16 protein-coding genes are annotated in these 13,962 nt (G+C 66.6%); 9 read left to right on the forward strand and 7 right to left on the reverse strand.

Annotation, left to right across the window (positions count from 1 at the left end):
- Positions 1-6 precede the first annotated feature (6 nt).
- The 3 genes from mreD to AC0CH3_RS06410 all read right to left on the reverse strand — a co-directional run bounded on the left by mreD (position 7) and on the right by AC0CH3_RS06410 (position 2,541).
- Positions 7-528: a rod shape-determining protein MreD gene (gene mreD, locus AC0CH3_RS06400; protein ID WP_056021856.1), complete on the reverse strand. Its 522-nt coding sequence runs from the start codon at positions 526-528 to the stop codon at positions 7-9.
- Positions 525-1,412: a rod shape-determining protein MreC gene (locus AC0CH3_RS06405; RefSeq protein ID WP_465237706.1), complete on the reverse strand. Its 888-nt coding sequence runs from the start codon at positions 1,410-1,412 to the stop codon at positions 525-527. Before AC0CH3_RS06405 ends, mreD begins: the two co-directional genes overlap by 4 nt.
- Before the next feature lie 88 nt (positions 1,413-1,500).
- On the reverse strand, positions 1,501-2,541 hold the full coding sequence (locus tag AC0CH3_RS06410) for a rod shape-determining protein (protein WP_056021862.1): 1,041 nt from the start codon (positions 2,539-2,541) through the stop codon (positions 1,501-1,503).
- A gap of 157 nt (positions 2,542-2,698) precedes the next feature.
- Between AC0CH3_RS06410 and mutL the strand changes: the two genes are divergently transcribed.
- The 3 genes from mutL to AC0CH3_RS06425 all read left to right on the forward strand — a co-directional run bounded on the left by mutL (position 2,699) and on the right by AC0CH3_RS06425 (position 6,215).
- Positions 2,699-4,513 (forward strand): DNA mismatch repair endonuclease MutL, encoded by a 1,815-nt coding sequence (gene mutL / locus AC0CH3_RS06415; RefSeq protein ID WP_465237707.1) that lies wholly within the window; start codon positions 2,699-2,701, stop codon positions 4,511-4,513.
- Positions 4,514-4,707: 194 nt separating this feature from the next.
- Positions 4,708-5,235, forward strand: a complete 528-nt coding sequence (locus AC0CH3_RS06420; protein WP_354302772.1) for a hypothetical protein — start codon at positions 4,708-4,710, stop codon at positions 5,233-5,235.
- Positions 5,236-5,447: 212 nt separating this feature from the next.
- Positions 5,448-6,215: an SIMPL domain-containing protein gene (locus AC0CH3_RS06425; RefSeq protein WP_354302774.1), complete on the forward strand. Its 768-nt coding sequence runs from the start codon at positions 5,448-5,450 to the stop codon at positions 6,213-6,215.
- A 399-nt stretch (positions 6,216-6,614) separates the two neighbouring features.
- On the opposite strand, the gene rplI is transcribed toward AC0CH3_RS06425, so the two are convergent.
- The 4 genes from rplI to AC0CH3_RS06445 form a co-directional block, all read right to left on the reverse strand.
- The gene (rplI, locus tag AC0CH3_RS06430; protein WP_056021874.1) at positions 6,615-7,211 is read right to left on the reverse strand and encodes a 50S ribosomal protein L9; all 597 of its coding nucleotides are present in this window, start codon (positions 7,209-7,211) and stop codon (positions 6,615-6,617) included.
- 11 nt (positions 7,212-7,222) lie between these two features.
- On the reverse strand, positions 7,223-7,447 hold the full coding sequence (gene rpsR, locus AC0CH3_RS06435; protein WP_031393978.1) for a 30S ribosomal protein S18: 225 nt from the start codon (positions 7,445-7,447) through the stop codon (positions 7,223-7,225).
- A 2-nt stretch (positions 7,448-7,449) separates the two neighbouring features.
- Positions 7,450-7,884, reverse strand: a complete 435-nt coding sequence (gene rpsF / locus AC0CH3_RS06440) for a 30S ribosomal protein S6 (protein ID WP_031393977.1) — start codon at positions 7,882-7,884, stop codon at positions 7,450-7,452.
- Between the two features lie 323 nt (positions 7,885-8,207).
- Positions 8,208-8,564 carry an RcnB family protein gene (locus tag AC0CH3_RS06445; protein WP_333996738.1) on the reverse strand — a complete coding sequence of 119 codons (357 nt, stop codon included), beginning with the start codon at positions 8,562-8,564 and terminating at the stop codon, positions 8,208-8,210.
- 195 nt (positions 8,565-8,759) lie between these two features.
- On the opposite strand from AC0CH3_RS06445, the gene fabD reads away from it, so the two are divergent.
- From fabD to mltG, 6 genes are all read left to right on the forward strand, one after another.
- Complete coding sequence (gene fabD / locus AC0CH3_RS06450) at positions 8,760-9,719, forward strand: ACP S-malonyltransferase (RefSeq protein WP_354302779.1); 960 nt, start codon at positions 8,760-8,762, stop codon at positions 9,717-9,719.
- Between the two features lie 41 nt (positions 9,720-9,760).
- Positions 9,761-10,183 (forward strand): GxxExxY protein, encoded by a 423-nt coding sequence (locus tag AC0CH3_RS06455; RefSeq protein ID WP_465237708.1) that lies wholly within the window; start codon positions 9,761-9,763, stop codon positions 10,181-10,183.
- Between the two features lie 14 nt (positions 10,184-10,197).
- Entirely contained in the window at positions 10,198-10,935 is a 738-nt protein-coding gene (gene fabG / locus AC0CH3_RS06460) for a 3-oxoacyl-[acyl-carrier-protein] reductase (RefSeq protein WP_354302782.1), read from the forward strand.
- A 117-nt stretch (positions 10,936-11,052) separates the two neighbouring features.
- Positions 11,053-11,289, forward strand: a complete 237-nt coding sequence (locus AC0CH3_RS06465; RefSeq protein ID WP_031393971.1) for an acyl carrier protein — start codon at positions 11,053-11,055, stop codon at positions 11,287-11,289.
- Positions 11,290-11,410: 121 nt separating this feature from the next.
- Positions 11,411-12,673 (forward strand): beta-ketoacyl-ACP synthase II, encoded by a 1,263-nt coding sequence (fabF, locus tag AC0CH3_RS06470; RefSeq protein ID WP_354302785.1) that lies wholly within the window; start codon positions 11,411-11,413, stop codon positions 12,671-12,673.
- A 135-nt stretch (positions 12,674-12,808) separates the two neighbouring features.
- Positions 12,809-13,777 (forward strand): endolytic transglycosylase MltG, encoded by a 969-nt coding sequence (gene mltG, locus AC0CH3_RS06475; protein WP_354302787.1) that lies wholly within the window; start codon positions 12,809-12,811, stop codon positions 13,775-13,777.
- The last annotated feature ends 185 nt before the right edge of the window (positions 13,778-13,962 follow it).

The following is a 13,962-nucleotide window of genomic DNA, read 5'->3' on the forward strand; positions in this document are numbered from 1 at the left end:
TTCGACTCATTCCTGGGCACGACGCCGTTCGATCATCGCCACGATGCGCGCGGCCAGGGGGAAAAGCATCATGGTTATCACGATCTGCGCCAATAGCACGGTGTCGACATGCGTGCCGACCCTGACCGCGAGAAATCGCCCGCCGAGCGCGCAGCACGCGATCCCGCCGCTCGCGATCAGCCAGTCCTGCCAGAAGTCGCGGAACACCAGCCGTTGCTCGATCATGTCGATCACGACGAAGGCGAGCGACCATAGCAGTACCGCGCTGCCAAGTGGCTGGCCGCTGAGCAGGTCGTCGAACAGCCCGAGCGGTGCCGCGGCCCAGGGGCGCAACGCGTAGCGCGCGAGCAGCCGCCATGCGAGCAGCATGACAAACCCGAACGGCGGCAGGATCGGGATCGTCGCGACGATCGGCACTATCGTGATCAGCGATCCGGCCATGACGGTCAGCCACGGGATCGCGCGCGCGCGTCCACCCGCGACCTTGGGTTCGAACGGCTTGTAGTCGACCGAGTTTCGCGTGCTCACGGGCGCGCGTCGGGCTGGGCGGCGATCGGCCGGGGCGGGGGCACGGGCATGAAGCTGCGCTCGACCACGGCGAAGTCAAGCGTGTCGGGATGCGCGAACGTCCGCGCTATCACCGAATCCGCGCCCGCCTGCATCACGCGTGCGACGGGGATCCCCGGCGAATACAGCCCGCCGACGCCCGACGTCACGAACAGGTCGCCCGCCTTGAAACGGACGTTGGTGGCGTTGACCGACCGCACGTCGATCATCCCGTCGCCGCGCCCGACCGCGATCGCGGGCAGGCCGTCGCGGGTCCGGCGGATCGGCACGATGCTGTCGGCGTCGGTGAGCAGCATCACGCGTGCTGCGTTGGGGCCCGTCTCGATGACGCGGCCGACCAGCCCGTCGGGGCCGCGCACCGCCATGCCCTGGCCGACGCCGCTCCACCGCCCCGCGTTGAGCAAGGCGAAGCGGCGACCGCTCGACGCGCTCGAACTGACCAGCCGCGCGGACACCACCGGATCGGCGATCCGGTCGCGCACGTGGAGCAACGACCGCAGCCGGCGATTGTCATAGGCGATGACCCGCGCGCGCATCAGCAACGCGCGCGTCTGGTCGCGCTCGCGGCGCAGCGCGATGTTTTCCTGCTTCACGAAGAAATACTGGCCAATCGCCTCGGGGATCGCGGCGATCCCGCCGACGGCCCAGGCAAGACCCGACGAGACCGGCGTGGTGACCCCGGCGATCCCCATCCGGGCGGCGCTGAACGCCGGCGGGTTGAACGTCGACATGACGAGCAGCGCCGCGCCCACCACCGCGCCAGCGACCGCGAGCACGTAGCCAACGAACACACCATATTGGCGTCGCCTTGAAAACCCCGTGCGACGGTCGCGGGCTGGCGCCATGCGCCTGTCCCCTTGCTCTCGGGCATCGCCGGCCCCGGGGGCCCTATCCCCGCGGTCCCGACGATGCGATTTCCACCCCAGTCCTCTTTTAGCCGCTCATCAGCACGCCGCGGAACAGCGGATCCTCAAGCGCGCGCCCGGTGCCGAGCGCGACGCAGGTCAGCGGATCCTCGGCGACCGTCACGGGCAGCCCGGTCTCGTCGCGCAGCACCTCGTCGAGCCCCTGGAGCAGCGCGCCGCCGCCCGTCAGGACAATGCCCTGATCGACGATGTCCGCGGCCAGCTCGGGTGCGGTGTTCTCCAGCGCGACGCGGACGCCCTCGACGATCGTCGCGACCGGCTCACTCAGCGCCTCGGCGATCTGGCCCTGGTTGATCTGGATTTCCTTGGGCACGCCGTTGACGAGATCGCGGCCCTTGATGTGGATGATCGTGCCGATCCCGTCCGCGGGCGGCTTGGCGATCCCGACTTCCTGCTTGATCCGCTCGGCGGTCGCTTCGCCGATCAGCAGATTGTGGTTGCGGCGGACATAGCTGACGATCGCCTCGTCCATCTTGTCGCCGCCGACGCGGACCGACGTCGTGTAGGCGAGCCCGCGCAGGCTGAGCACCGCGACTTCGGTCGTGCCGCCGCCGATGTCGACGACCATCGAACCGATCGGCTCGGTGACGGGCATGTCGGCGCCGATCGCGGCGGCCATCGGCTCCTCGATCAGCCAGACCGTGCTGGCACCCGCGTTCGACGCGGCATCGCGGATCGCGCGACGCTCGACCTTGGTCGACCCCGATGGCACGCAGATCACGATTTCGGGCCAGCGGGCAAAGCGGCGGGGGCCGTGCACCTTCTGGATGAAATATTTGATCATCTGCTCGGCGACGTCGATATCGGCGATCACGCCGTCGCGAAGCGGGCGGATCGCCTCGATGTTGCCGGGGGTCTTGCCCATCATCAGCTTGGCGTCGTCACCGACGGCCTTGACGCGCTTGATGCCGTTGATCGTCTCGACCGCGACGACCGACGGCTCGTTCAGGACGATGCCGCGGCCACGGACATAGACGACGGTATTCGCGGTACCGAGATCGATCGCCATGTCATGCGACATGAACTTGAAGAAACGCGAAAAGGCCATTCAATCAGGGTCCCGTATTCCTGGCCGCCGGACGGGCAGCACATCGCACAATAATCTCGCGAGGCCCGCCGGCGTTGTCCTCCACCGGGTGCCTAAACTAAAGAAGAGGGGCGTTTGCGGGTCGCGGGATGCCGTCGCTTGGTCTAGACGCAAACCCATGTCAATACGGCGCCTACCCGAGCATCTGGTCAATCGTATCGCCGCCGGTGAAGTGGTGGAAAGGCCCGCCAGTGCGTTGAAGGAACTTGTCGAGAATGCGATCGACGCAGGGGCGGGGCGGATCACCGTCGTGCTGGTCGACGGCGGCACCGCGCGGATCGAAGTCGTGGACGACGGATGCGGGATGACACCCGCCGACATGGCGCTCGCGCTCGAGCGTCACGCGACGTCGAAACTGCCGGACGAGCTCATTGAATCGGTCGTGACGCTCGGATTCCGCGGCGAAGCGTTGCCCTCGATCGCGAGCGTCGCGCGGCTGACGATCGAGAGCCGCGTCCGTGGACAGGAGGGGTGGTCGCGGATCGTCGACAATGGCCGCGTCGAGCGCGAGGCACCCGCCGCGCTCCCCCCCGGGACGCGGGTGATCGTCGAGGACCTGTTCGCGCGCGTCCCCGCCCGCCGCAAGTTTCTGCGCTCCCCCCGCGCCGAATATGCCGCCTGTCTCGACGTCGTTCGCCGGCTGGCGATGGCACGCCCCGATATCGGCTTCACGATCGAGCATGACGGTCGGCGCGCGCTGTCGGCGATGCAGGTCGAGGATCGCCCGGGGCGCGTGGCGACGCTGACCGACCGCGCGCTCGCCGACAACTCGGTCGCGATCGACATCGAGCGCCCGGTCGAGTCGGGCATGATCGTGCTTGGCGGGGTCGCGAGCCTGCCGACCTATAATCGCGGCATCGCCGACCACCAGTATCTGTTCGTCAACGGCAGACCCGTAAAGGACCGGCTGCTGATGGGCGCGATCCGCGGCGCCTATGCCGAGATGCTCCCGCGCGACCGGCACGCGGTCGTCGCGCTGTTTCTCGACGTCCCCACCGACCAGGTCGACGTCAACGTCCACCCCGCCAAGACCGAGGTCCGCTTCCGCGACCCGGCGATGGTCCGCGGCCTCATCGTTTCGGGTCTGCGCCGCGCGCTCGACGCCGCCGGCCACCGCAGCCAGCGCGCCAGCGACACCGCCCTGGCGATGTGGCAACAGGAAGCCGCCTCTTCCCCCGCGGGCGAGGAAGGGGCCCGCGCGCAGAGCGGGTGGGACGGTGAGGGCACGCCCCAAAGACTGCCGCTGGAAAACCGCAGCTACGCCAGCGTCAGCGACGCTCGCCCGACCTTCTTCGCCGCCCCCCCGCAGGCGCGCGCAGAGCCCGCCTGGACGCCCCCGCCGCAGACCAGCGCCTTCCCGATGGGCGTCGCGCGAGGCCAGGTCGCAAAGACCTATATCGTCGCGGAGGCCGAGGACGGACTCGTCCTCGTCGATCAGCATGCCGCGCACGAACGCCTCGTCCTCGAACGCATGCGCGCGGCGCTCGTCGGGGGGACGATCGCCAGCCAGGCGCTGCTGATCCCGGAGGTGGTCGAACTCGACGAGGCCGGATGCGACCGGCTCGAATCGCGCGCGGCCGAACTGTCGGAGTTCGGGCTCGACCTCGAACGGTTCGGGCCGCGCGCGATGCTCGTCCGCGCGACACCCGCGCTGCTCGGCCAGAGCGATCCCAAGGGGCTCGTCACCGACCTCGCCGACGAACTCGCGGCCTTCGACGAGGCCTTGTCGCTCAAGGAGCGGCTCGACGCGGTGGCGGGCACGATGGCGTGCCATGGCTCGGTCCGTGCGGGCCGGATCCTGTCGGTGACCGAGATGAACGCGTTGCTCCGTGAGATGGAGATCACGCCGCATTCGGGCCAGTGCAATCACGGGCGCCCGACCTGGGTGAAGCTGGCGCATGGCGACATCGAGAAACTGTTCGGGCGCAAATAGCCGGGTCAGGCGCGCGCGGACATGTCGAGGAACCGCATACGTAGTTCTACGAATTGACCGCGGCTGCCGGTTGCGGGAGAGCGAGCGCGGGAAGGCGCGTTGACCGCAGAATCACGCCGCCCCCTTCGACCGTGACATCGACGCTGCTCATACCGCAGAGGGTATGCGCGCGCTCATCGGCCGATCGTCCTGAAATGGAGATCGTGATGACACTTCTCAAAGCATTCATATCCGCGCTTGTGCTGCTGTTCGCGACATCGTCGTCATACGCCAAGTCGCAGGAGCAGGACATCCAGGTCCAGGCTCTGAAGCAGACACCCGCCCGGTGGGTGACCGCGGTGAGCCGCAAACTCGAGCGGGTGATGGTCTTCCCGCAATTCATCAACGAGGTGCCAAAAAGCGGGATCGTGTCGGTCAGCTTCCGGGCCGATGGTGCAAATCGACCGACGGGGCTGACCGTCACCAGGAAATCGGGTGACCGGCGGTTGGACAGGGCCGCGATGCTTTCCATCAACCGGCTGGGGACGTTGCCCGTCATGCCGGACGGGTTCCGGTCCGGTCAGCGGTTTGTCGCGAACCTTCTCTTCGCGGCCAACTATGCCGATTATGACCGGCAGGTTGCGCTGCTTCGCAAAGAGGCGAAAACGACGCGCATCGCATCCACCGGTGATCCGGATGCCCTGGCGATGGTGATCACGTCATATGCGGGTGCCGGATATTGAGGCTCGCATAAACGGACACACCCCTCCCCGTTTCTGCGGGCGGGGAGGGGTGTGTCTGCCACCAATCCTGATGTGGCCCCCGGTCGGCATTCGGGTGACCGAGGCCGGCCCTATGGTGCAGGCACCGCCCTGCGGCGTGGCTGGCGCCGCTTTGCGGCCTTGCTATAGTCCGGCCGCCGGTACCCGGGGACAGGGGCGGCGGGAGATGGACGATGATGTACCGCTTTGCCCTGGTCGCGCTGCTGCTTCCGCAGGTCGTGCCGCCACAGGTCGCGCTGGCACAGGTGTCGTCCGAGCGGATCATCCAGGTGACCGGGACGGCGAGCGTCGAGACCGCGCCCGATCTGGCACTGCTCGACGTCTATCTGCGCGGCGAGGGCGCGACGCCGGATGCGGCGACCACCGCGCTGGCGGCGAAGCAGAAGGCGGTGACGGGCGGCGTCCTGGGATTGCTCGGCGCCGGGAGCGAACTCACCACGAGCAACATCACTGTCATCGAGGCGCGTAGCGGGACGTGTGCGGACGGGCGCGGCTATGGCAGCCAGCCGCGGCTCAACACGGGCGACTGCGCGGTGACCGGTTATATCGCGACCATGCAGAACGCCGTCCGGACGCGGAACGTCGCCAAGGCGGGAACCGCCGCCGGCCTTGCCTCGCGCCTGGGTGCGAGCGATGCGCGGCTGCAGGGTTTTGCCCTGGCGAACCCGGAAGAGGCGCAGGGTCGCGCCAGTGCCGCCGCGATCGCAGCCGCGCGCCAGCGGGCCGAAGCCGTGGCGAGCGGCGCCGGAGTACGGCTCGGCCCGATCGTCAGCGTCCGCGACCAGGCGAATTTCGAGTTTGGCGCGCAAGCGCGCGTCGCGCCGGGTGCGCCCCCCGCACCGCCCGCGCCGAGCATGGCCGCGCCGATCCCGATCGACCTCAAGCCAAAGCCGATCGAGACGCGGGCGCAGGTCTTCGTCAGCTATGCGATCGTGCCATAGGCACGGTGTCGGCGGCACCTGACCTCAACAGTCATGATGCGGCGGGCCTGACGGGTTTGAAAAAACTAAAGTCGGCTGGCCAGAAAAAGCCCGCCCGGTCAAAGGGGTATCCAAACGGCGTGCGAGACGTGATCCTCCGGCGTTAATCCTGTCGCAACCTTTCCCGCGGTTGCGCATTTCGGGTTCATTCCGTCTCCCAAGAGTTCAGGCCATGAAACAGCTATTCCCCATCGTCTTCGCCCTGATCCCGCTGGCCGCGATGATCGGGGCCTGCGTCACCTGCCCCTGAATACGTGGCATAGGACCGGTTGAGGTTTCCCCCCGCCGTACATAGCAAAAAGGCCCGCCCGGATCGCTCCGGGCGGGCCTTTTCGTATTGGCCTGGAGAAGGCGAGGGGGTTAGCCCTGCGCCTCTTCCTCCTGGTCGCGCGGAGCTTCGGCGGTCGCGCCGGGCTCTGCGTTCGGATCGTAATCCTCGACGAAGCCAGCCTCGTCACGCTCGAACATCGACGACATCACGTCGACGCCCGAAGCCTGCATCTCGGCCTCTTCAGGCGAGCGGGCGACGTTGACCTTGACGGCCACCGACACCTCGGGGTGCAGCGATACCTTGACGGTATACAGGCCGATTGCCTTGATCGGCTTGTCGAGCACGATCGCCGACTTGCCGACCTTGTGGCCATCGGCCACCAGCGCGTCGACCAGATCGCGAACCGCGACCGAACCGTAGAGCTGACCGGTGTTCGACGCCTGACGGATCAGGGTCACGGTCGTGTCGTTGAAGGTCTTCGCTTCGGTCTCGGCATCGGCACGGCGCGATGCGTTGTCCGACTCGATCCGCGCGCGGTTCGCTTCGAAAACCTTGCGGTTGGCTTCGTTCGAACGAAGCGCCTTCTTGTTCGGGAGAAGGAAGTTACGGGCGTAGCCGTCCTTTACCTTCACCACGTCGCCGATGGCGCCGAGCTTTTCGACGCGCTCAAGCAGAATGACGTCCATGGGGGCGCTCCTTACTTAACGATGTAGGGCAGCAGGCCCAGATGACGCGCACGCTTGATGGCCTGGGCCAGTTCGCGCTGCTTCTTTGCGGCCACCGAAGTGATACGCGACGGGACGATCTTGCCACGCTCGGACACGAAGCCCTGCAGCAACCGGACGTCCTTATAGTCGATCCGGGGAGCGTCTTTGGCGGAGAACGGGCAGCTCTTGCGGCGGCGGAAGAATGGACGTGCCATGATTATTCAGCTCCCTCTTCGCGGTCACGACGGGGACCACGGTCCGGACGATCGCCGCGGTCAGGACGGCCTTCACGGCCACCTTCGCGGTCGCCACGACGCTCGCGGTCGCGGTCCGACTTGCGCATCATCACGGTCGGGCCCTCTTCGAGCGTGTCGACCTTGACCGTCATGTAACGGATGATGTCTTCGTTGATCTGCGTCTGGCGCTCCAGCTCTGCGATCACGTTGCCCGGGGCATCGATCTCGAGCATCACATAGTGCGCCTTGCGGTTCTTGGCGATCTTGTACGCCAGCGAACGCAGGCCCCAGTTCTCGGTCTTTACGACCCGACCTTCGTTGTCGTTCACGATCTTGGTGGCGATTTCCGCCAGAGCGTCCACCTGCGCCTGTGCCAGATCCTGGCGCGCAAGGAACACGTGCTCGTAAAGAGCCATGTCTTGTCCTTCGTCTTGGCCGATCGCTGATACACGCCCCATGCGTGCACCCCTCCGGCTGTCGTCTAGAATGCAAACAGGGGCGAGAGACGCGAGTCCCTCACCCCGGTTGCGATGGCCCTTACCCGATTGGCGGGGAAAGGCAAGGTGTCGAAGGTGTTGGTGATCCTTCTACCCCTCGGTCGTCTACCCCCTTCTCCGTCATCCTGACGAACGTCAGGATCCAGATTAACGGAGCGCCGCCCTGTCTAACCCTGGATCCTGACTTTCGTCAGGATGACGGGGTCTATCGAGGACGGCGCGGGTCTCAGGACGACACGGTCTTACCGGAACGCGCCGCCACGCACCTGGACCACGTTGCCGCGGCCGTTGATCAGCACCGCGTCATTGCCCGAGCGGACCCACTGGCTGCCACGCGGCGGTGCGGCGAGGCGATAGTTGCGGTACGTCGTGATCACGCGGTAGTTCTGCGCCTGGCGACGATCGAAGCGCTGGCCGGTGCGCCAGTTGCGATACTGGTTCGGGCGGACGACCGTCTTCTTGGTGACGACGGTGCGGCCGTTGTTGTTCTGGCGCACGGTGGTCACTTCGCGGCGCTGCTGCGCTTCGGCCGGCGCGGCGGCGAGCAGCGGGCTGGCGACGAGGGTGGCGGCGAGTGCGCTGAGGATGAACTTCTTCATGGGTAATCTCCCGTTGAAACACGGCGCCGTTGCTGCGGCGTCCTCCATAATCTGGGGGCCGGTTGTCGCAGGCGCTTGTCGCAGGGACGGCGAAATGGTCGCAGTTTGTCGCAAGCCCGGCGCCTTCGTTCAGGTTCGTGCGGTTGCAACTCGGGCCGCACCTTTCTAGTCCGCCCGCTTCAAAGAGGAGAGGTCATGCGCGCGTTCATCTTCCCCGGCCAGGGGAGCCAGTCGGTCGGCATGGGCAAGGCACTCGCCGACGCCAGCAGCGTCGCCCGTGACGTCTTCGCCGAAGTCGACGAGGCGCTCGGCCAGCACCTGTTCCGGCTGATGAGCGAGGGGCCGGCGGACGACCTGCTCCTCACCGAGAACGCACAGCCTGCGATCATGGCGAACGCGATCGCCACGCTGCGCGTCGCCGAGAAGGAAGGCGGTCTGCGGCTTGCCGACAAGGCCGATTATGTCGCGGGGCACAGCCTCGGCGAATATACCGCCTTGTGTGCCGCGGGCGCACTCGACCTGTCGACCACCGCGCGGCTGCTCAAGCTGCGCGGCCGGGCGATGCAGGCGGCAGTGCCGGTTGGCGAGGGGGCGATGGCGGCGTTGCTCGGCGCGGATCTGGAGAAGGCGCAGCTGATCGCGGGCGCTGCGGTCGATTCGATCCTGGCCGAGGGCGGACCCGAACTGGTGTGCACGGTCGCCAACGACAATGATCCGTCCCAGGTGGTCATCTCCGGCCACCGCCTCGCCATCGAGAAAGCGATCACGCTCGCCAAGGATCTCGGCGCCAAGCGTGCGGTCCTGCTCCCCGTCTCCGCGCCGTTCCACTGCCCGCTGATGCAACCCGCCGCCGACGCGATGGAGGCGGCCCTGCTCGAGGCCGACCTGCGCGCGCCGCTGGTACCGGTGTTCGCCAATGTCGACGCGGTCGCGGTCGCAGAGCCAGGCACGATCCGGCATCTGCTGGTGCAGCAGGTGACCGGCATGGTCCGCTGGCGCGAATCGGTACTGGCGATGCACGCGGCGGGCGTGGGGCAGTTCGTCGAATTCGGCGGCAAGGTGCTCGGCCCGATGGTCAAGCGCATCGCCCCCGACGTCGAGACGGTCAGCGTCATCACGATGGACGACATCGAGGCGTTGGTTAAGATGCTTTAGATTTCGCGCAGAGGCGCAGAGGCGCAGAGGACGCAGAGCTTATGAAGGATATCGATGCGGTCAGTGGCGACGTCCTCGATGTCGCACTGCGCCTGCATCGGGATCTGGGGCCGGGGCTTCTCGAAAGCGTCTACGAAGCGGTGCTTGCGGGTCGGCTGGTGACGATGGGCTACAGCGTTGCACGGCAACGGGCGATCGATATCGAGTTCGAAGGCTTGCGCTTCGAGGCAGCTTTTCGGATCGATCTGCTGGTTGACGACCGATTGGTCGTCGAGATCAAGTCGGTCGAGCGCCTCCTGCCTGTCCACGCGAAGCAACTGCTGACCTATCTGAGGCTGACCAAGCAGCCCGTCGGCTTGCTCATCAACTTCGGCGGCGACACCCTGAAAGAGGGCGTCCGTCGTCTCGTCAACAATTATCGCCCCTCTGCGTCCTCCGCGCCTCTGCGCGAACAAATTTCTTGAATTTGGAGATTAGAATGTTCGACCTCACAGGCATGACCGCCCTCGTCACCGGCGCATCGGGCGGGATCGGGTCCGAGATCGCCAAGGCGCTCGCAGCCCAAGGCGCGCGGCTGGCGGTATCCGGGTCCAACGCCGCCAAGCTCGACGCCTTCCTCGCCACCCTCGGCGGCGATCACGTCGCGCTCCCCTGCGACCTGTCCGATGGCGCCGCGGTCGATGCGCTCGTGCCGCAGGCGGTGGAAAAGCTCGGTAGACTCGATATCCTCGTCAACAATGCCGGCGTCACGCGCGACAACCTCGCGATGCGGATGAAGGACGAGGAGTGGGACAGCGTCATCCGCGTCAACCTCGAAGCCGCGTTCCGCCTCATGCGCGCCGCCGCCAAGCCGATGATGAAGGCGCGCTTCGGCCGGATGATCTCGGTCACGTCGATCGTCGGTGTCACCGGCAATCCCGGCCAGGCGAACTATGCCGCGTCGAAGGCGGGGCTGATCGGTATGTCGAAATCGATGGCGCAGGAACTTGCCAGCCGCGGCATCACCGTCAATTGCGTCGCGCCCGGTTTCATCACCTCGCCGATGACCGACGCGCTGCCCGAGGCGCAGAAGACCGCGCTGACGACGAAAATTCCCGCCGGCCGGCTGGGCGAAGGCGCGGATATCGGCGCGGCGGTCGTCTATCTCGCCAGCCGCGAGGCCGGGTACGTCACGGGGCAGACCGTGCACGTGAACGGCGGAATGGCGATGATCTGACGCGCAATCGCGTGGAGTGAGCGCCTAACCCGATGAACTGACGCTTGCCACGAAACGGACCCCGTTCTACGGGCGTTCAGGAACTGGTAAAAACCCCCAAAGATAGAGGGAACGAACATGAGCGAGACCGCAGACCGCGTGAAGAAGATCGTCGTCGAGCATCTCGGCGTCGAAGCCGACAAGGTGACCGAAGATGCGAGCTTCATCGACGATCTGGGTGCCGACAGCCTCGACATCGTCGAGCTGGTCATGGCGTTCGAGGAAGAATTCGGCGTCGAGATCCCTGACGATGCGGCCGAGAAGATCGCCACCGTCAAGGACGCGATCACCTATATCGACGAGCACAAGGCCTGATCAGGGCCTGAGGTCCGAGCCTTCGGACCTGCCCTGATGGGTTTGATCTGAGCGGCTCCCCGTCCTTGGGCTAAGAGGGCGGGGAGCCGTTTCGTTTTGAAAGCTTACGGAGTTTGAGGTCATGCGGCGTGTCGTCGTAACCGGGCTAGGCCTGGTCACCCCCCTGGGGGCCGATGTTGAAACGGCTTGGGCGAACATTCTCGCCGGCAAGTCGGGGGCTGGCCCGATCACGCGCTTCGACGCGTCCGATCAGGTCTGCCGGATCGCCTGCGAGGTGAAGCCGGCCGATCACGAATATGGCTTCGATCCGGGCAAGCGCGTGGACCACAAGGTCCAGCGCCAGGTCGATCCGTTCATCATCTATGGCATCGACGCCGCGGGCCAGGCGCTCGAGGATGCGGGCCTGACCGAGATGACGGTCGAGGAAAGCTGGCGCGCCGGCGTGTCGATCGGTTCGGGCATCGGCGGTCTGCCGGGCATCGAGAGCGAATCGATCGTTCTTCACACCAAGGGGCCGCGCCGCGTCTCGCCGCACTTCGTCCACGGCCGGCTGATCAACCTGATCTCGGGTCAGGTCTCGATCAAATACGGGTTGCGCGGGCCGAACCACGCGGTCGTCACCGCGTGCTCGACCGGTGCGCATGCGATCGGCGATGCCGCGCGGATGATCGCGATGGACGATGCCGACGTGATGCTCGCTGGCGGCGCTGAGGGCACCGTCTGCCCGCTCGGTATCGCCGGCTTCGCGCAGGCGCGTGCGCTGTCGACCAACTTCAACGATTCGCCCGAAAAGGCCTCGCGTCCCTACGACAAGGACCGCGACGGCTTCGTGATGGGCGAGGGCGCGGGCGTGCTGGTGCTCGAGGAATATGAGCATGCCAAGGCGCGTGGCGCGAAGATCTATGCCGAGGTGATCGGCTATGGCCTGTCGGGCGACGCGTATCACGTGACCGCGCCGCATCCGGAAGGCGATGGCGCGTTCCGGTCGATGCAGATGGCGATCAAGAAGTCGGGCCTGAAGCTCGAGGACATTGATTACATCAACGCGCACGGCACCTCGACGCCGCTCGGCGACGAGCTCGAACTCGGTGCGGTGCGTCGTCTGTTCGGCGATGCGATCTCGGGCCTGTCGATGTCGTCGACCAAGTCCGCGATCGGCCATCTGCTCGGCGGCGCCGGCGCGGTCGAGAGCATCTTCTGCATCCTTGCGCTGCGCGACCAGATCGTCCCGCCGACGCTCAACCTCGACAATCCGAGCGACAGCTGCGTGGGGGTCGACCTGGTGCCGCACGTCGCCAAGAAGCGCGAAGTCCGCGCGGTGTTGAACAACTCGTTCGGCTTCGGCGGCACCAACGCCTCGCTGGTGATGACGCTGGTCAAGTAACCGCTGCGCCCCGACGAAGGGTCACCCATCGAAGTAATACTTCGATGGGGCCCAAGGCCCGGGTCCAGTTGGGTGAATGGTGCTTTTATCGGAGGGCCTGCCCAACTGGGCCCCGGCCTCCGCCGGGGAACTTTAATGCGCAAGGTCGGCTGTTTCGGAGTGATCCTCGCGCTGGCGGCGATCGTCGCGCTGTTCCTCGTCGTCCAGGGCTGGGGCGGCGCCGGCCCGGCCGCGCGCACGCTCACCGTCCAGGTCGCGCAAGGGTCAAGCCTCGCCGCCGCCGCGACCGAGCTCGAAAAGGCCGGCGCGATCGGCTCGGCCAGCCGCTTCCGCCTCTACGCGCGCATCTTCGGCTCGGGCGATCCGATCAAAGCGGGCGAATACCGCATCCCGCCACATCTGAGCCAGTCGGACATCCTCAAGCTGCTGCAGGGCGGCAAGACGCTGCAGCGGCTGGTGGTGGTGCCCGAGGGCTATCCGTCGGTGCTCGTCCATGATGCGCTGATGAAGGCCGATGGTCTTACCGGCACGGTCGCGGTCCCGGCCGAGGGATCGGTGCTCCCCGACAGCTACGCCTTCCAGCGCGGCGACACGCGCGCGTCGGTCGTGGCGGGTATGCAGAGCGCGATGACCCGGTACCTCGCCAAGGCCTGGGCCGCGCGCAAGCCGGGCATCGCGGTATCGACCCCGGCCGAGGCGATCGTCCTCGCGTCGATCGTCGAGAAGGAAACGGGCAAGCCGTCGGAGCGCCGGATGGTCGCGGCGGTGTACGGCAATCGCCTGCGGAGTGGCATGCCGCTGCAGGCGGACCCGACCGTGATCTATCCGATCACCAGGGGGCGCCCGCTGGGCCGGCGTATCCTGCGGTCCGAGCTGCGCGCGAAAAACGGGTATAACACCTATGCGAGTGCCGGGCTGCCGGCGGGGCCGATCGCCAATCCCGGTCGCGCGTCGATCGATGCCGTGCTCGACCCGGCACAGACCAACGCACTGTATTTCGTTGCAGACGGTACCGGCGGGCATGTGTTCGCCGACACGCTCGACCAGCACAACGCCAATGTCCGCAAATGGTACGCGATCCGCAAAGCCCGCGGCGAGATGTGATCGGCCTCTCGGCACCTGACAGAATGGCGCCGGGTCGGTAATCTTCCCCGTTCGTCCCGAGTAGCTGCTGAGCGAAGTCGAAGCGGCGTATCGAGGGACAATTGGCGCACGCGCCTCCTCCGCCGATACGCCCTCCTTGGACAAGCGGCGCTTCGATACGAGCCCTCGATACGCCCCTTCAGGGA

Source organism: Sphingomonas sp. AC449 (assembly GCF_979253475.1).